At 76.1% G+C, this 17,305-nt stretch carries 10 protein-coding genes; 2 read left to right on the plus strand and 8 right to left on the minus strand.

Annotated elements, in window-relative coordinates; translation table 11 throughout:
- Nucleotides 1-98 precede the first annotated feature (98 nt).
- The 8 genes from J421_RS01935 to J421_RS01970 all read right to left on the minus strand — a co-directional run bounded on the left by J421_RS01935 (nucleotide 99) and on the right by J421_RS01970 (nucleotide 15,741).
- On the minus strand, nucleotides 99-1,076 hold the full coding sequence (locus tag J421_RS01935; protein ID WP_025409476.1) for a hypothetical protein: 978 nt from the start codon (nucleotides 1,074-1,076) through the stop codon (nucleotides 99-101).
- A complete protein-coding gene (locus J421_RS01940; RefSeq protein ID WP_025409477.1) occupies nucleotides 1,043-6,313 on the minus strand; it encodes a penicillin-binding protein 2 in 5,271 nt (1,756 codons plus the stop codon). The genes J421_RS01935 and J421_RS01940 overlap by 34 nt, the downstream gene beginning before the upstream one ends.
- The gene (locus tag J421_RS01945) at nucleotides 6,310-7,773 is read right to left on the minus strand and encodes a hypothetical protein (protein WP_025409478.1); all 1,464 of its coding nucleotides are present in this window, start codon (nucleotides 7,771-7,773) and stop codon (nucleotides 6,310-6,312) included. The genes J421_RS01940 and J421_RS01945 overlap by 4 nt, the downstream gene beginning before the upstream one ends.
- Nucleotides 7,770-10,226 (minus strand): hypothetical protein, encoded by a 2,457-nt coding sequence (locus J421_RS01950; protein WP_025409479.1) that lies wholly within the window; start codon nucleotides 10,224-10,226, stop codon nucleotides 7,770-7,772. The genes J421_RS01945 and J421_RS01950 overlap by 4 nt, the downstream gene beginning before the upstream one ends.
- Nucleotides 10,223-11,158, minus strand: coding sequence for a hypothetical protein (locus tag J421_RS01955; protein ID WP_025409480.1), 936 nt, complete (start codon nucleotides 11,156-11,158; stop codon nucleotides 10,223-10,225). Before J421_RS01955 ends, J421_RS01950 begins: the two co-directional genes overlap by 4 nt.
- A 135-nt stretch (nucleotides 11,159-11,293) precedes the next feature.
- Nucleotides 11,294-12,583, minus strand: coding sequence for a dicarboxylate/amino acid:cation symporter (locus J421_RS01960; protein WP_025409481.1), 1,290 nt, complete (start codon nucleotides 12,581-12,583; stop codon nucleotides 11,294-11,296).
- A gap of 122 nt (nucleotides 12,584-12,705) precedes the next feature.
- Nucleotides 12,706-15,378, minus strand: a complete 2,673-nt coding sequence (locus J421_RS01965; RefSeq protein ID WP_025409482.1) for an ABC transporter permease — start codon at nucleotides 15,376-15,378, stop codon at nucleotides 12,706-12,708.
- Between the two features lie 12 nt (nucleotides 15,379-15,390).
- Nucleotides 15,391-15,741 (minus strand): PadR family transcriptional regulator, encoded by a 351-nt coding sequence (locus J421_RS01970; RefSeq protein WP_025409483.1) that lies wholly within the window; start codon nucleotides 15,739-15,741, stop codon nucleotides 15,391-15,393.
- A gap of 137 nt (nucleotides 15,742-15,878) precedes the next feature.
- Between J421_RS01970 and J421_RS01975 the strand changes: the two genes are divergently transcribed.
- On the plus strand, nucleotides 15,879-16,418 hold the full coding sequence (locus J421_RS01975) for a carboxymuconolactone decarboxylase family protein (protein WP_201773081.1): 540 nt from the start codon (nucleotides 15,879-15,881) through the stop codon (nucleotides 16,416-16,418).
- A 1-nt stretch (nucleotide 16,419) separates the two neighbouring features.
- Nucleotides 16,420-17,235: a mycofactocin-coupled SDR family oxidoreductase gene (locus J421_RS01980; protein ID WP_104022994.1), complete on the plus strand. Its 816-nt coding sequence runs from the start codon at nucleotides 16,420-16,422 to the stop codon at nucleotides 17,233-17,235.
- Nucleotides 17,236-17,305: the final 70 nt, after the last annotated feature.

A 17,305-nucleotide genomic window follows, 5' to 3' on the forward strand; every position in this document is an offset into this window, starting at 1 on the left:
ACCGCGGCACTGCGCCATGCCGCGCGGTTGGCGCCGTTTGCGCAGCATCGCGCCGTATCGTCGGCGCCGCACCGCCCGCGCCGTTCCCGGCGCCGTCGTCACTCTTCGACGAGCACCAGGTACCGCGACGTCGCCCAGAACCGGTCGGGATCGGCGATGCGCAGCACCCCGCGCACCACCGGGTTGCCCGGCTGCGCCGGATCGAGCAGCGCCGGGTCGTGCGACGACACGATGCGGTACGGCCGGTCGCCGTTGGGCAGCCGGATCACGAGGTCGTGTCGACGATCGAGCACCGCGAACAGCCGATCGCGCGGCGCGCGCGCCGGCACGATCACCGTGTTCAGCCGCCCCACGAGCGGCACGCGCGTGCCGCCCTCCTCCACCACCACGCCGAGCCGCAGCAGCTCCTGGCGCGACGCCGCGATCACGAACACCGAATCGGCGCGCGCGGTGAGCCGCTGCACCGAGTCGGCGAGCGCGCCACGCTCCGCCGTGAGCTGCGCCTTCTCGCTCTCCAGCGTGTCGACGCGCGCGAGCAGCGACGCGATCTGCTCCTGCTGCCCCTGCACGATCTCGCGGAAGCGCACCACGCTCGAGTCGAGCTCCGCGACGCGCGCCTCGAGCACGTCGTTGCGCCGCGCGAGGTCGCGCAGGCGCTCGGCCCGCTCGCGCGCCTCGGCCTCGTTGCGCGCGAGCCGCTCGGCGACGAGCTGGATGCGGCGCCGCATCAGCTCGCGCACCGGTGGCTCGGAGTCGACGCCCTCGCCGGCGAGACGGAGCTGCAGCGTGTCGGGGCCGGCGAGGCGCGTGAGGTCCGTGTCGACGCTGTCGATGAAGTCCTGGGTCTCGCGCACCTGCTGCAGCAGCGTGTCGCGCTCCGCCGACGCCGCGCGCAGATACTCCACCTCGTTGCGCAGCGCGATGAGCGAGTCGACCGCGGCGCGCGACCCCTCGGCCCCGACCAGCCGGCGCACGGTGTCGCGCGCGCGACAGCCGGCCGCCGCGGGAAGCGCGGCGAGGGCGACCAACGTCGTTAGGCGTGTCAGCGCGCGCGGGTACACGGCGTGCCTCCCCATCCGAACTCCTCCCGCAGCGACGGCGCGACGGCATCGGCGAACAGCTTCGCGGCGCGCAGCCGCTCGGCGGCGCCGGGCTCGAGCTCCACGACGACGATCCCCGCCGCGGCGCACAGGGCGGCGCCCTTCGCCGACGAACGGCCCGCCCACAGGAACGCCGACAGCGGCTCCAGCGCGTCGCTCTCCAGCGTCCCGGTCTTGCCGACGAGGTCGAGCGTCGGCGCGGCGAACAGCGGCGCGACGTCGCGCGCGGTGCCGCGGTGCACGACGCCGCGCATCCCTTCCAGCACCGCGTCGCGGCCCGGCCCGAACGGCAGCGTGTCGAACGCCGGCGCCGGCAGCGACACCGCGCCCATGCGGCGCACGATGCGCAGCTCCACGGCGCGCCCCGTCGCGATGCGGCTCACCGCCTGCGCGAGCGCCGCGTTGCTCCACCGGTTGTCGGTCTCGCCGATGAGGAATCCCGCGACGTGCCGCAGGTCGGCGAACGCGCGGTCGTCGAGCGGCATCTCGGGGAGCGCCGGCGACACGCGCTGCCACGCCGCGCCGCCGCGGACGAGCCCCGAGTCGCGCGCCGCGCGCCACAGCGCGTCGTCGAACGCGCCCGGCGTCTGCCGGCCGGCGCGCGCGCCGAACAGCAGCGCGAGATTGCGCGCCAGCGGCGACGCGAGATACGCCGCCGGCCGTTTCGCGGGGAGCGCCGGACGCCGATCGAGCCGCGTGCCGCGCACCGTCATCGGCGGGCCTTCGGCCGCCGCGCCCAGCACCGGCAGCCCGCCCGTCGCCGGCTCCTCGGCGAGACCGAACAGGCCTAACGTCACCGCGAAGCGGTTGTTCGAGTTCGGGAGGAAGCAATGCCAGGTGATGACGGGATCGTCGCAGCCGTTGCGCGCGGCGTGCATGGCGCGCCCGCCGAGCGGCCACCCCGCCGCGTCGGAGAACGTGTCCGACGGCTGCGCGACTTCGAGCGTGGTGAGCGCGGGATAGCGCGCGAGCACCGCGCTGGCGAGGATCGGCTTGATGACGGAACCGGGCCGGTGCGCACGCAAGTTCGCGTCGATCGGCTCGTACGGCGGCCGCGCGAGCCCTGGCCGCTGCCACGACGCGACCGCGAGCACGTCGCCGCGCTCGGGATCGACGACGATCGCGCTGCACCGTCGCACCTCGCCGGCCGGCGCGCCGAGCGCCGCGCACCGCTCGGCGAGGCGGGCCGACAGGGCGTGCGAGAGCGACGGGTCGAGCGTGAGCGCGACGTCGGCGTCGTCCCCGGCGCGCGCGGTGACGATCGTGCGCGCGAGCACCGAGTCGAGCGCGGCGAGCAGCGGCGGCGCGCCGTCGGTCACGCGCTCCACGGCGCCGTTGCGCCACCGCGCGAAGCCCAGCGCGCCGCCCGGCAGCGAGTCCACGACGAGCGTCGCCGTGGCGCCCAACGAGAGCACGGCACCGCGAGCGAGCGCCCGGTGCGCGCGGCCGAGCGGCGTGCCGTCGAGCGACGCGAGCGATCCGGCCGTGAGCCGCGCCGTTGGATGCGCGCCGCCCTGCACCTCCACCGCCACGTCGCCGCACGTCAGCTCGACGGCGAGCGCGCGGATCGTATCGGCGGGACCGCCGCAGCGCGCGACGGCGCGCGCCGCACCCCCCGGGCCGAGCACGATCGGCGCGGCGAGGCCGGTGAGGACGATCTGTCCCGACGCCGCGCCGGCGACGAGCGCGCCGCGCCACCGCTCGCCGGCCGCGGGCCCACCGAGCCGACAGCCGGCGTCGTTCACGCGCACCGCGGCCTCGCCGCTCCACGTGAGCCACGGCACGCGGTCCAGGCACGTCGCGCGGGGCGCCGCCGTGCCGCGCGCGAACGCGTTGCTGCGCTGCACGAGCGCGCGCACGAGGTCCCCGTCGCGCAGCCCGGCCTTGCCTGACGACGCCGTCGCCACCGCGAGCGTGTCGCCCTGCCGCACGAGATCACCGCGCCGCACCAGCTCGCGCAGGTCGTCGGCCAGCGCGTCGAGCCCGAACGTCGGCACTTCCGCGTGCGTCGCGCGCCACGCCGCGGCGGAGACGCTCACCGCGGCCGCGACGACGAGCGCCCCCACGGTGCCTAACGTGAGCCGCAGCCGCCGCAGGTCGCCGCGCCGCACCTCCTCGCGCTCCGGATCGTCGTCGCGCGGCGCGGCGGGCAGCGCCACGACGGCGAGCGCGGCGAGCCACGACACGAACGCGACGTCGGCGCCCGAGCGGAGGCCGAGCAGCGGGAAGTTCTGTCCGGTGAGCGGGAGCAGCTCCACGTTCGCCGCCGCCATGTACAGCGCGGGCAGCACGACGTACGCGGCGATGCCGGCGAGCAGCAGCGCGAGGTGCGCCGTCTCCACGCGACGCGCCGCGACGCGCGCGGCGAGCAGCAGCACGAGCCCGAACGCGACGAACGCGGCGAGCACCGCGACCCCGCCGACGAAGCCGTGCTCGCCGAGCACGAACACCGAGAACGCGTTGTCGGTGAGCGCGACTTCCTCGGGGATCGCCGCGCCGTCGAACGGCAGCGAGAACAGCCCGCCGCCCGCGGTGCCGCCGTTCGCCGCGTGGGCGCGCATGCCCCACGTCTGCTGCAGCGTGTTCACGGTCTCGCGCCCCGTCTCCTCGCGGGCGAGCGCGAGCTGGTGGCCGAGCGCGTCCGGCGCGCGCACCGCGGCGTAGCGGATCTGCGGCGTGGCGAGCGACATCGGCCGCGTCGCCAGCGCGCTCGCGTCGACCGACACCGCGCGCGGCACGAGCACGCCGAGCACGAGGACGACTGCCGTCGCCGCCGCGGCGAGCGCCGCGCGTCCCACGGTCGCCGCGGCCACGGTCCCGGCGACGAGCACCGCCGCGAGCAGCAGGAGCAGCAGACCGCGGTCGACCACGCCGTACGCGAGGTACACGACGAGCGGCGCGAGCAGCGGCCCGAAAAGCAGCATGCGCGACAGCCGCTCCGGCGCGGCGCCGAGCTGCTGCCGCACGCGCAGTCCCGTCTCGCGGTGCCACCACGCGGCGAACACGCGCACGACGAGCAGCAGCGCGGCGACGGCGAGCGCGTAGCCCACGGTGATCGCGACGCGCCGCAGCCCGGTCCATCCGGCGACGAAGATGAGCCCCACCGGCAGCAGCGCGAAGCCTAACGGCGGCAGCACGTCGGCGCGGCGATACGGCCACCCGCGCAGCGGACGCGCGAGCGGCAGCAGCGCCGCCGCACCCGCCGCCGCCGTCGCCGCGCCGACCATGCCGGCGACGAGCAGCGGCAGCGCCACGGCGTGCGGTCGCACCACGCTCGTCGCGAGGAACGCGACCACCGCCGCGCCGAGCGACGCGCCGCCCACCCACGTCGCGAGCCGACGCGGCTCGACGCGCGGACGCACCCGCTCGCGCGCCCACACGAACGCGTACGCGAGCGCGGCCCCCGCGGCGTAGCCGACGGCGAGCAGCGGCGACGGCACGCCGCGGATCGACCACGCGAGCGCGACGTAGAGCCCGAGCACGACGAGCAGCGCGGTGAAGGCGCGCCACATCTGCCGCGCGCCGAAGCCGCGCTCCGCGCGCGGCGACAGCATCCCCACCGGCGACGCGTGCACGAACGCGCCGGCTTCGCCGGCGACGAGCACGCGCTGCAGCAGCAGGAGCCCCACGGTGCCGGCGCCGAGCACGAACAGGCCGAGCATGAGGTGCGTCCCGGCGAGGCGCAGCGGCCCGGCCGCGACGACGAGCGCGCCGACGACCGCCGCGAGCGCGAGCAGCGCCGCGACCGCCGCGGCCGGACGCGCGCCGAGCACGCCTAACGGATTGCCGCCCGCCGGCGTCAGCGCGCGGGCGATCCGCTCGCGTCCGCGCCCCACCGCGCTCGGCCACCGCTCGAGCAGGAACACGAGCAGCGGGAACGTCGCCAGGAACAGCGCCGCCCACGGCAGCGCTTCGGCGTTGTACGGCGGCGCGGCGCTCACGCGCCATGCGAGCGCCATGCGCACGAGTGCGAGCAGGTACGCGAGGCCGAGCACCGCGACGCGCAACGCGCCGCCGGGCGCCGCGAGGGCCAGCAGCAGCGCGCCCGCGGCCCAGATCGCCCCAGCGGCGAGCAGCGCTCCACGGGCCGCGCCCGGCGCCTCGATCCGGACGAGGTGTCCGCGCTCGGCCACCGGCGCACCGACGCCGGGGAAGCGTTCCACCGCGTTGGGCCGCAGGACGCGCGACGATCCGGCGACGTGCCAGCGGAACTCGCGGCCCGTCCACTCCAGGGCGCCGGCGTACGGGCGGGCGCGTGGGCCTAACGGCGCCGCGGCGTCGAGGTCGAGCAGCCGGAGCGTTCCCGGGCCAGCGCGCGTCGCCGCGACGACGCGGTGCACGACGCGCCCGCTCGACGTGCCGAGCGACCACCGGTCGCCGCGCGTGCGCCCCACGAAGTCGAGCGACACCCGGTTCGCGAGCGTGTCCGGATGCACGCGCAGCCCCTCGGCGAGCATGCCGACGCCGACGCGCAGCTCGGGCCACCGGCCGTCGCCGGCGCGCGCCGAGGCGGCGCCGGGCACCGGGTGTCCGTTCACGCGCACGGGGCCCGCGGGGCTCGCGACGATCCACACGCGACGCGCCGCCGTCACGAGCGCGAACGGCGCGCGCGACAGGCGACGGTCGCCGAGGGCGCCCGCCGGCACGCCCGCGCGCCCGACGCGCACCGGGATCCGCGCGACGTTCGCGCCGTCGTGCACGATCAGCGTACGCTCGCCGCACAGCCGCTCGACGCGCAGCAGACAGCCGGCGGGCCACATCGGCATCGCCGCGGTGACGACGAGTCGCGGCGCGGACGTCAGCGTGACGCGCGTGCCGTGCGCGAGCGGCGCCGCGTTCACCGGCGCGCCGTCGAGCGACACCGGCGCGACGCCGGAGTCGACGCGCACGCGAACGGCGTGCGCTGCATGGTCGTACCAGAGCCGCACGAGCGCTCCGCCCACGCCGGGTGTCGACACCGGCAGCCGCACGTCGGCGGCCGGCGTGCCGCCCACGAGCACCGTGTCCGCGATCGGCGCGTACTGGCCAGTGACGCGCAGCGCCCATCCGGCGCGCGGCGGCGCCTGGCGCACGAGCAGCGCCAGCGCGGCGAGCGGCGCGAGCGCGACGACGAGCGTCTGCAGCGGGCGCCAGCGCGCGCCGCTGCGCGCCGCCCACAGCGCGGCGAGCGCGGTGATCGTGAGGCAGGCGAGGATCGCGAGGGCGAGCGTCACGGCGCACCTCCCGCGTCGAGCGTCGCGAGCCGGAGCCGCGCCTCGCGCCGCATCGGCGGCGGGCCTAACAGCGCCCACGTGAAGTCGGCGCGCACGTCGGCGAGCGGGCACGCGAGCCCGCCGTCGACGCACGCGACGCCGCGCGCGAAGCGGAGACCGACGAGCCGGCGGCTCCCTGCCGGCCCGCGCCGCACGGCGTCGGTCGCCCGCGCGCGCGCCGCCTCGCGCAGCCCGCGCGCCACCGTCGCGTCGCTCTCGTCGGCCGCGGCCTGCAGCGCGGCGACGACGTACAGCGAGTCCCACGCGAAGCGCAGCGCCGGCGGCGGCACCCGGTTGGCGAGCGCGTCGACCGCGTCGCGCCACTCGCCACGGTTCGCGGCGCCGCGCGCGTCGCGGAGTCGCGCGAGCGCCTGGCCGTCGGGAAGCGCCGCGCGCGCGACTTCGCCCGTCGCGGTGCGTGCGACCGCGCCGCCCGCACTGTCACGCGGCAGCGACTCGAGCGCGCGTACCGGCCGCGCGAGCATGTGCTTCGCCACCGGCACGAGCTGCACGGCGGCCGCGCCGACCGTCACCGCCGCGGCGGCGACGAGCACGACCTGCACGACGCGGTTCCGCAGGGCGAGCGCGACCGACGCGCGCACGACGGGACGAGCGGTGCCTAACAGTTCCTTCGCGCGCGCGACACGGTCGCGCACCGTCGGATGCGGCGTCGACAGCTCGGCGAGCCAGTCGAACACCGGATCGAGCCCCTCGGGCTGGACGCGGCCCTCCACGCTTCCCGCGGAGGTGACGGCGAAGCACCGCATCGCGGGACACGCCGCCTCGAACCACGTGAACGTCGTCTCGCCGAGATGCGCGCGGAGCGCGGCGGCCGGATCCGCGCGCGCCGCGGCGCGCTCGGCGTCGGGCAGCTGGTCGACCTTGCTGAGGCACAGCGCGACCGGGATGCCGAGCTGTCGGCCGCCGCTCGCCTCGAGCAGCGCGACGAGGTGCTGCAGCGCGAGCATGCGTGCGCCCACGTCGTGCGGCCGCTGCCCCGGCTCGACGAGCCACACGACGCCGCCGCCGCGCGCGATCCGCGCGAACAGCGAGCGCCCCTCGCGTGTCGTCCCGAGCTCGAGCTGCGTGGAGAACTCGCCCGCCGGGTCGACGAGCGCGACGCGCATCGCGCCGACCTGCCGCCCGCCGCGACGACGGCGCAGCAGCACCCGCAGCGGCGGATACTCGCCGGCGGCCGGCATGCCGGTCTTCGTGTTCGTGCGCCCGCGCAGACCGAGGTACGCGTCCTTCAGCCGCTCCTGCGTGAGCGCGTCCTCGGCGTCCTTCGGGTGCGCCGACCAGCCGTCGGCATCCGGGGCGAGCGACGCGGCGTAGAGCGCGCCTAACAGTCCGCTCTTGCCCGCCCCGGGCGCGCCCCACAGGGTGACGCCGTGCTCCAGCGTCGCGTCGGGGAGCGTCATCGTCCGTCCTCCCGGCCTCGGCGCCCGAGCAGCGCACGCCACCACGGGCGCGCATCGTCCGGCGCGCCGAGGAACGCGCGCAACAGCGCGCGCTGCGCGGGAAGCAGTTCGTCGCTGCGGCGGAGCGTGCGCAGCGCCGCGCGCCGCACGGCCCACGCGCTCGGCTCGCGTGTCGCCTCCACCTCGGCCGCGCTCGCGGCGAGCCGTCGGAGCTGCACGAGCGAGCGCAGCGCCTCGGGCGCGTCGTGCACGACGGCGGCGGCCAGCGACGACGCCGCGTCGGCGTCGGCGAGCTCACCGAGCAGCGCGAGCGCGGCGCCGAGCTTTGCGGCGCCGGCGCGCGTCGGCGGCAGCGTCGCCGCCCAACGGGCCAGTGACGGCGCCGCGGCATCGGCCGCCGCGGCATCGAGGCGGTAGTCGAGGTCCGCGAGCGCCGCACACGTCGCCGCGAGCTCGTCGAGCGCGATCGGATCGGTCGTCGCGCGTGCGAGCGACCGCGCGAGGAGCACGCGCCGCGCATCGACGTCGACGTGCGCGAGCAGCGCCGGCCACCGTCCGCCGAGTGGGGGCCCATCGAGCGCGGCACGCCCGAGCAGCGCGCCGAGCACGGTGCCTAACGTCGCGTCGGCGGGCAGCGACTCGGCGACCGCGACGACGGCGCCGACGTCGGTGCCGTGGGCGAGCGCGCGCAGCGTCGCGGCGCCGAGCCATCCCGCGCGCTCGTCGCGCGGTGCGCTCGTGAGCGAGCGCATCGCGGCGCCCTCGTCGTGCGGGGAAAGCGCGCGCGTGTCCGCATCGTCGAGCAGCCAGCGCACCGCCTCGCCGCGCGCATCGCCGGGCGCCACGCGCGCCCAGAAGCCGAGCAGCGACTCGGCGAGCCTGCGCAGTCGGTCCGGTGTGCCAGAGTCCGAGGCTGCGCGCGCGCACGTCGCCACGGCGCGTGCCGCGACGGCGAGCGCGAGCCCCGCGGCGTCGCGGCGCGCGGGTCCGGCGAGCGTCGTCGCCAGCGCGCCGATCGCGTCGAGCGCGGCGACGGCCGCCTCGGCGTCGCCGTCGCGCGCGTGGACGAGCGCGGTCACCACGGTGCCGGTGAGCCGGGACGCGGCGCTTCCGCGCCACGGCGTCGTCCCTACCTCGTACGAGGCGTCCACGTCGGCGAGCTGCACCAGCCGCTCGCCGTCGCCGCGCCGCGCGGCCACCACGGCGACGGCCGCCCGCGCGTCGCGCGCCGCCGTGTCGCCTGCCCAGCGCAGCCGATCGCATCCGCCGAGCACCGCATCGAGCACGCGCGACGCGACCGCGCCGTCGGCGCCGGCCTCCTCGCGCAGCAGCTCCGTCACGAGTCGCGCGCCGAGCGCGTACGCGTCGGCGCTCCGCTCGGCCAGCACGGCCACGAGCGCGGCGCCTAACGCCTCGGGCGCGAACGCGGCGAGCGTCGCGCGGGCGAGCCGCTCGCGCTCGCGCGCATCGTCGGCGCGCGCCGCCGCGCGCAGCGCCCCGGCCGCGTCGCCGCGACTGCGGGCCGTCGCGTGCGCGCCGAGACGCGCGACGCGCTCCACCTCGACGAGCAGGGCGCGCGGCTGCGGTGTCGCCGGCGCGAGGTCCTCGTACAGCGCGTGCGCGGCGAGCAGCGCGTCGCCGTCGAGCGCGAGCAGCGCGTCGGCCGCGGCGTCGGCGCGCGCGTCGGCCAGGCCGATCTCGCGCGGCAGCTCGCGCGTCCATTCGACCGTGCCCAGCTCCGCGTAGCGCCGGTCGGCGCCGGTGAGGCGCGGCATGCTGCGAGGCGCGCGCGTGGCCGCAGTCTGGAACGTCACGAGCGTGCGGAGCGTCGGCGGGAGCAGCAGCACCACGCACTGCAGCAGCCCCACGAGCGGCGCGGCGGGCGACACCCACAGCACGCGGTCGCCGGCGAGCAGCGCGGCGAGCAGCGGCCGCAGCTCGTGCATCTCGTCCACCGCGCGCCGCGCCTCGGCCAGCCGCGCCATCTCGGCGGCCGGGGTGCTCGGCGCGAAGCGCGGCACGTCCAGCGCACGCGGCGCGTCGACACCGGCGAGCTCCTGGCGGCGCGGCATGCACCGGAACGGATCGGCGCGCAGGGCGAGGAACGTCGCGCGGTCGATCGCCACGCTGTCGGACACGAGCGCGAGGCGCCCGCGCGCGTCGTGCAGCGTCGCGTAGCGCGTGCAGACGATCCCCCACCCCGGCACGTCGAGGCACGACAGCGCGCCGTCGATCGGCACGGTCGGGTCGCCGATGCTCACCGCGCGACAGAGCGCGTGCGCCGCCTCCGGCGTCAGGTTCGGCGAGTGCGCGACGACGGCGTACTGGTCGTCGACGAGGCCGAACACGGCGCGCGCGGTGCCGGCGAACGGGGGCGCCTCGTTCGGCCCGTTAGGCGCGCCGGGCGCGGACGGCGCGTAGTCGGGCGCTCCGGCCAGCGGGACCGTCGTCATGCGCTGACCTCCGGGCGGACGGCGCGCGCGACCTCGATCGTCGGTGCGGCGCTCGGATCGGGAAGCGGCGCGGCGGGGCGCGGGGCGCCGTGCTCGAGCACCCACCGCAGCGGGCGCAGCGCATTCCACGGCTCGGGGTCGCCGACGAGCACGTCGCGCCCGTCGCGCTTCTCGAGCGCGCGGCCGAGCGCGCTGATAGCGATCACGGTGTGCGTGGTGAGCGACGTCTCGAGCAGTCCCGCGCTCTCGCCGACGATCTCGCGGAGCTGCACGCGCCGGCTCTCGTCGGCGCGCAGCATCTCGTGCTCGTCCGCTTTCGTGAGGCACACCGCGACCGGGATGCGCAGCCGATTCTGCTCGTCGAGGCGCGGATCGGGGCGCCCGCCGGCGCGCGCGCGCAGGCGCAGCACGAGCGCGCCGAGCGTGCTCTGGAAGAACGACGTGTAATACGCCGCCGCATCGTCGACGGCCCGGCGTCCGTCGCCGCGCTCGGCATGACGGCCGGGATCGACGAGCAGCACGATCCCGGCCGCGTCGAGCATCGCGTCGAGCATCTCGGGCGGCGGCGCGCCGTCGTACGTCGCGCCGGGCACGTCCCACACCGCGAGCTCGCCGAGTCGCCGCGACGGTCGCCGTGCGGCATCGTGGAAGCGAGACGCGGCGCGCGCCGGCAGGTCGTAGAGCTGGAAGCGCAGCTCGCGCGCCTCGCGGGTCTGTGCGCGCGCGTCGGGGCCGTCGCCGCGCAGCGCGCGCACCTGGCGCGTGACCCATTCCGCGGTCACGGCGTCGGCCGGCAGCACACACAGCCGCCGCTCGTCGGCGGGCTGCCGGTGGTAGAACACGAGCGTCGAGAGGTACGTCGACTTCCCCGCGCCCGTCGCGCCCCAGAGCACGATCCGGCGCGGGACGTCGGGCTGGTACGACTCCGTCATCAGCCTCTCCACTGGAGTGACGGATTCCCTTACGGCGGTGGGCGGGCGGAAGTGCCAGTCGCGCCCGTCGGGACTCCACGTACGTGTTCTTGGAGGACTGAAGAAGGACCAACGACTCGTTGGTGTTCTCCTTCTTCAGTCCTCCTTCAGTCCTTCTTCAGTCCCACGGAAACTCGTCCGTGGAGTCGCCCCGCCCCTGCCCCCCACGATCGTCGCCGCCACGAGGTCGCCGGTGACGTTCGTCGTCGTGCGGAACATGTCCGGGATCGTGTCCACGCCGATGAGGATGCCGAGCCCCTCGACCGGAATGCCCGCCGCGAGCAGCACCGGCACGATCGCGATGACCGAGCCCGCGGGCACGCCGGGGATGCTGAACGTCATCACCACGACCGTCGCGACGATCGCGAGCATGGCCTCGACGTCGAGCGTGACGCCGTAGAGGCGCGCGAGGAACAGCGCGCCGATCGTCTGCCCGACCGCGCCGCCCACGCGGAACGTCGCCGCGGCGAGCGGCAGCAGGAACGTCGTCACCGCCTCGGGCAGCGCGAGCCGAGTGCGCGCCGTCTCGATCATCGCCGGCAACGCGGCGAGCGACGACCGCGAGCTGAACGCCACCGCCTGCGCGGGAAGCGCCGCGCGCGCGAAGCGGCCGAGCGGCACGCGCCCGAGCACGACCGCGGCGGGGTACAGCACGAGCAGCATGAACAGCGTCGTCGCCGCGGCGGTGATCACGACGTACGACGCCACCGCGCCCGCCGCCGCGGCACCCAACCGCGCGGCGAGCGGCAGCGCGAGCGCGAACACGCCGATCGGCGCCACCGCGAGCACCCACCGCACGAGCACGAGCGACGCGTCGGCCACCGCATGGAAGAAGCCGACGAGTGGCGCCCGCCGCTCCGCCGTTAGGCGCGACGCGGCGAGCGCGAACAGCAGCGTGAACACGATGAGCGGCAGCATCGCGCCGTCGGCCGCGGCTTTCACGGGATTCGGGGGCACGAGATCCACGAGCCACTGCGCGGCCGTAGGGATCTTCGTCGCGCCCTCGCGCGCGACCGCGGCCGTCGACGCGGCGCTCGCCCGCAGCGCCGACGTCGCGGCCGGCGACAACGGCACGAGCCGCAGCAGCGGCGTGGCGACAAGCACCGCGTACACGCCGCCGACGAGCAGCGCGACGACGAACACCACGAGCGCGCGCCCTCCGATCCGTCCCACCGACCGCGTGTCCGACGACGACGCCACGCCCACCACGAGGCTCGCGACGACGAGCGGGATCACGACCATCCGGATGGCGTTGATCCACAACGTGCCGAGCGGCTCGATCGCCCCCGCCGCGCGCACGAGCGCCGGCGAGCCCACCGCGGAGACGAGGACGCCGAGCGCGAGACCGAGGACGAGCGCGACGAGCACGCGGGTCGTGAGCGACATGGCTGTCAACTTACGACCTGACAGCGGGAGTCGGGACTCGGGACTCGGGACTCGGAACTCGTCCCCCCCGAGTCCCGAGTCCCGAGTCCCGAGTCCCGAGTCCCGAGTCCCGAGTCCCGCCGTCAGGTCTCGCGAATGACCGCCGCCGGATCCGTGCGTGCCGCGCGCATCGCCGGCACGAGCGCCGCCACCACGGCCACAGCGGCGAGCAGCACCGCCACCGCGACGAACACCGGCGGGTCGGTCGGACGCACCTCGTAGAGCAGCGACGCGAGGACGCGCCCCGACGCGTACGCCGCCGCCGCGCCGATCGCGATGCCGACGACCGTCAGCCGGAGCGACTGGCCGACCACCCACCGCACCACGCTGCGCGGGCGCGCGCCGAGCGCGATACGCACGCTGATCTCGCGCTGCCGCTGCGCGACGCCGGTCGCGATCACGCCGTACAGCCCCACCGCGGCGAGCAGCAGCGCGGCGCCGGCGAAGATCGTGAGCATGAGCATCGAGAAGCGCGGCTGCGACACCGTGCGCGACAGCGCGTCCTCCAGCGTCTGCACCTCCGACAGCGGCAGGTCCCGGTCGATCGCCGCGAGCTCGCGCCGCAGCGCCGGCACCACGCGCCCCGCCGGCAGCGTCGTGCGCACGATGACCCACGACGAGCTCCCGGGCGACTGATCGAACGGGAAGTACAGCGTGCCGCGCGGCTCCGTCGCGAGGCCGTCGTTGCGCACGTCGTCCACCACGCCGACGATCGTGATCCACGGCGCGTCCGACTCGCGTGGCCCCTGCTTGATGCGACGCCCCACCGCGCTCGATGCGCCGAACACCCGCCGCGCCACGCGCGCGCTCACCACCGCGACGCGCGGGTGCGACGCATCGTCGGCCGGCTCGAACGTGCGGCCCTCGAGCAGCTTCACCCGGAGCGCGCGGAAGAAGCCCGTCGACGCCAGCGTCGCGTCGAGCAGCGGCGGGTTCCCCTCGCGGAACGTCACGCCCTCGAACGTCACCGTCGTCTGCCACCCGCTGTTCACCGGGAGGTCGCTGCCTAACGCCGCCACCTCCACGCCCGGCACCGCGGCCGCGCGCCGCAGCAGCTCGTCGAACGCGCGACGCCGCGACGCGTCGTCGGGATAGCGCGCCTTCGGCAGCTCCACGAGCCCGGCCACGACGTGCCGCGGGTCGAATCCCGGCGCGACGCCGGTGAGCTTCGCGAAGCTGCGGAGCAGCAGCCCCGCGCCCACGAGCAGCACGAGCGCGAGCGCCACCTCGGTCACCGTGAGCCCCGCGGCGAGCCCGCGCCGCCGGCCGGTGCCCACCGCGCCGCGCCCCGCCTCGCGCAGCGTGCCGATCGGATCGCTCCGCGCCAGCATGCGCGCCGGCACCACGCCGAACAGCAGCCCCGTGACGAGCGACACGCCGAGCGCGAACGCGAGCACCACGCCGTCCACGCGGATCGCGGAGAGCCGCGGCAGGTTCGCGGGCTCCAGCGCGAGCAGCAGCTTCACGCCGGCCCACGCGAGCGCGACGCCGAGCGCGCCGCCCAACAGCGCGAGCACCACGCTCTCCGTGAGCGCCTGCCGCACGAGCCGCCGCCGCCCCGCGCCGATCGCCGCGCGCAGCGCGAAGTCGTGCCGCCGCTCGGCCACGCGGCCGAGCATCAGGTTCGCGACGTTCGCGCAGGCGATGAGCAGCACGAGCCCGACGGCCGCCCACAGCATGCGCAGCGCGGGGCGCACGCCGCCGACGGTGATCTCCTCGAGCGACGTGCCGGCGGCGCCGATGCCGTCCGTCTCGGGATGCTCCTTGTGGATCTGCGCCGACACGCGCGCCAGGTCGGCGTTCATCGCGTCGAGCGTGACGCCCGGCCGCAGCCGCCCGATGCCGGTGAGCCCCGGGTGGTTGCTGCGCGACGCGAAGCGCTCCTCGTGCGCGAACTGCCCGATCGGCACCCACACGTCGACGCCGCCGAAGCGGAACGACGGCGGCATCACGCCGACGATCGTGTAGCTCCGCCCGTCGAGCAGGATGGTGCGGCCGACGACGCGCTCGTCGCCGGCGAAGCGACGCCGCCAGAACTTGTCGGTGAGCACCGCGACCGGCTCGGCCCCCGCGGCCTCGTCAGCCGGCGTGAGCGTGCGGCCATGCGCGGCGCTCACGCCGAGCACGCGGAACATGTTCCCCGTCGTCAGCGCGCCCGAGAGGCGCTCCGGCTCGGCCACGCCGGTGAGCGTGAACGACTCGTAGCCGTTCACGGCGGCGAGGCCCGCGCCACCGCCCTCGAAGCTCCGCGTGCGCTGCTGCCAGTCGAGGAAGTCCTGATACGACACCGCGATCTGCGGCACGTCGCGCGCCGTCTGCCAGAGCAGCACGAGCCGGTCGGGATCACGGTAGCCCGGGTCGCTCAGCAGCACGCCGTTCACGACGCTGAAGATCGCGGTGTTCGCGCCGATGCCGATGGCGAGCGTGAGCACCGCGGCGGCGAGGAAGCGCGGGCGCCGTCGGAACGACCGCCACGTGTGCTTCACGTCCTGGCGCAGCACGTCGAGCGACGCGGCCCGTTGGGCGCGCGCCTCGCGCCGCTCGTCCGACGCGCGGCAATCGGCGCGCGCCGCTTCCACGTCGCCGAACTTCGCGAGCGCGGCGGCCCGCGCGCGCTCCGGCGACATCCCGGCCGCGACCAGCTCCTCGATCTCGGTGTCGAGGTGGAAGCGGAACTCGTCGTCGAGATCCTGCGCCGGGTTCGCGCCCCAGAAGCGGAGATAGCGTCGCCAGAGCGGCGGCTTGGGCGTGGGCATGGCGGGCTCCCGTTAGGCGGGTTGGGCGACGGCGCCGAGCATCTTGCCCACGGCGACCGCGTACTTCTGCCACGCCGAGACCTCGGCCCGGAGCTGCTGCCGGCCGGACGCGGTGAGGCGGTAGAACTTCGCGCGCTTTCCCCGGTCGCTGAGTCCCCACTCCGCCTCCACCCACCCGCGCTCCTCCATGCGGTGGAGCGCGGCGTAGAGCGAGCCGTCGAGCACCTCGAACGCGCCGTCGGTGGAGCTGCGGATCAGGCGCGCGACGGCGTGGCCGTGCTGCGGGCCCCACGACAGCGCCTTGAGCACGAGCACGTCGAGCGTGCCCTGGAGGAGGCCGAGCTGGGTGGCGGTGGTCGGCATGCGTCATTCCCTAGAAGTTTGAGGACACGATGCGACGCATTTCCTCGAATGTCAAGGGAATGACCGTCCTGGACGCGGGCTGTCGCGGCACCGCCGCCCGGTGCAGCTTTCGGATCGCACCCGCGATCGGATCCACCATGCGCATCGCCCCGCTCGACCTCGACCACGCGCCCACCGACGCCCGCGCCGCCGCGGACGACCACGCGGCCCACGTCGGACGCATCACGAACATGAAGCGTACGCTGCTCCACTCCGTGCCGGCGTTCCGCGCGCTCATGACGTGGTACGACCTCCGCGACACCGTGCGCCCGTTCCTCGGCGACCGCCTCACGACGATCTTCGCGCACGCCGTGTCGGCGGAGACCGACTGCCTGATCTGCTCCACGTTCTTCCGCCGCATCCTCATCGACTCCGGCGAGGATCCCGACCGGCTCGCGCTCTCCGACGCGGAGGCCGAGATCGTCGCGTTCGGGCGCGCGATGGCCCGCGACCAGCACCGCGTCCCGGACGACGTGTTCGCGCCGCTCCGCGCGCGCTACACCGACGCGCAGCTCGTCGCGCTCACCGCGTTCGGCGCGCTCATGATCGCGACGAACGTCGTCAACAACGCGCTCGGCGTGCCGCTCGACGGCTACCTCGAGCCCTACCGGCGGGAGCGCGCACATGCCGGCGCCTGACATGCCGGCGCCTGAGGGTCGCTTCCGCGACCGCGTGCTGTTCGTCACCGGCGCGGCGCACGGGCAGGGGCGCGCCACGGCGCTCGCGTTCGCGCGCGAGGGCGCCAGCGTCGCGGCGTTCGACGTCGCGAAGCCCCTCGCCTACCCCGGCTACGGCATGGGGACGTCCGACGATCTGCGATCGCTCGCCGCGGAGTGCGAGGCGTTAGGCGCACGCTGCCTGACGTTCGCCGGCGACGTGCGCGACGACGCCGCGGTCACTGCCGCGGTCGACGAGACGGTGCGCACCCTGGGCACCATCGACGTCCTGTTCAACAACGCCGGCATCTGCGCCTACGGCCTCGCCCACGAGCTCACCGAGGACGCGTGGGACGCGATGCTCGACATCAACCTCAAGGGCGCGTGGCTCGTCGCGCGGCGGGTCATCCCCGTGATGATCCGCCAGCGGCGCGGCGTCATCGTCAACAACTCCTCCGTCGCCGGGCTGCGCGGCATGGGACGGCTGTCGCACTACGCGGCGTCGAAATGGGGACTCACCGGGCTCACGAAGTCGTGGGCCATCGAGCTCGCGCCGCACGGCGTGCGCGTGAACGCGATCCATCCCACCGGCGTCAACACGCCGATGAACGACGGCCTCGCCGAGCTCGAAGGCACGACGCCGCAGGCGATCGCCGAGCGCTCGGCCGGCAACCTGCTGCCCGTGCCGTGGATCGAGCCGCAGGACGTCGCCGCGGCAGTGCTCTACCTCGCCTCCGACGAGGCGCGATACGTGACGGGCGCGTCACTCGTCCTCGACGCGGGATTGCTGACCCGGTAGCGCGCGCCCGCGGCATTGACACGCGCGTGCATGGGAGCCAAATCAGCACAGCGTCTCCACGACCGCTGCC

The sequence above is a fragment of the Gemmatirosa kalamazoonensis genome (genome assembly GCF_000522985.1).
Lineage (GTDB): Bacteria > Gemmatimonadota > Gemmatimonadetes > Gemmatimonadales > Gemmatimonadaceae > Gemmatirosa > Gemmatirosa kalamazoonensis.

Coding starts and splice junctions, on each gene's coding strand:
- J421_RS01935 (WP_025409476.1), bottom strand. CDS start 1,076: ATGGGGAGGCACGCCGTGTACCCGCGCGCGCTGACACGCCTAACGACG.
- J421_RS01945 (WP_025409478.1), bottom strand. CDS start 7,773: ATGACGCTCCCCGACGCGACGCTGGAGCACGGCGTCACCCTGTGGGGC.
- J421_RS01950 (WP_025409479.1), bottom strand. CDS start 10,226: ATGACGACGGTCCCGCTGGCCGGAGCGCCCGACTACGCGCCGTCCGCG.
- J421_RS01955 (WP_025409480.1), bottom strand. CDS start 11,158: ATGACGGAGTCGTACCAGCCCGACGTCCCGCGCCGGATCGTGCTCTGG.
- J421_RS01960 (WP_025409481.1), bottom strand. CDS start 12,583: ATGTCGCTCACGACCCGCGTGCTCGTCGCGCTCGTCCTCGGTCTCGCG.
- J421_RS01965 (WP_025409482.1), bottom strand. CDS start 15,378: ATGCCCACGCCCAAGCCGCCGCTCTGGCGACGCTATCTCCGCTTCTGG.
- J421_RS01970 (WP_025409483.1), bottom strand. CDS start 15,741: ATGCCGACCACCGCCACCCAGCTCGGCCTCCTCCAGGGCACGCTCGAC.
- J421_RS01975 (WP_201773081.1), top strand. CDS start 15,879: ATGCGCATCGCCCCGCTCGACCTCGACCACGCGCCCACCGACGCCCGC.
- J421_RS01980 (WP_104022994.1), top strand. CDS start 16,420: ATGCCGGCGCCTGAGGGTCGCTTCCGCGACCGCGTGCTGTTCGTCACC.